A 228-nucleotide genomic window follows, 5' to 3' on the forward strand; every position below is an offset into this window, starting at 1 on the left:
GCAGCACGAACAGGCCCAGCAGGCAGCCTTCCAGCACGCTGAGGCCGTCGGGCCACAGCACGCTGAGCATCACCCACACCGCGATGGCGGTGGTGGCGAAGGTGCCGCCGATCAAATAGAAACGCCGCACGCCGATGCCGACCGGCGAGGTGCGTTGATGGGGCACCTGCAGTCTGCCTTCGCGCAGGTTCTGTTCGGGCATCGCCAGCGGCGCTTCCGGCGGCAGCG

General features: G+C 68.9%; 1 pseudogene. It reads right to left on the bottom strand.

Going from position 1 to position 228, the window contains the following annotated elements:
* Positions 1 to 226 (bottom strand): annotated as a pseudogene (locus Y887_RS17575) (glucans biosynthesis glucosyltransferase MdoH); the annotation flags it as partial.
* Positions 227 to 228 lie beyond the last annotated feature (2 nt).

The sequence above is a fragment of the Xanthomonas pisi DSM 18956 genome (assembly GCF_001010415.1).
In the GTDB taxonomy this organism is placed as follows: domain Bacteria; phylum Pseudomonadota; class Gammaproteobacteria; order Xanthomonadales; family Xanthomonadaceae; genus Xanthomonas; species Xanthomonas pisi.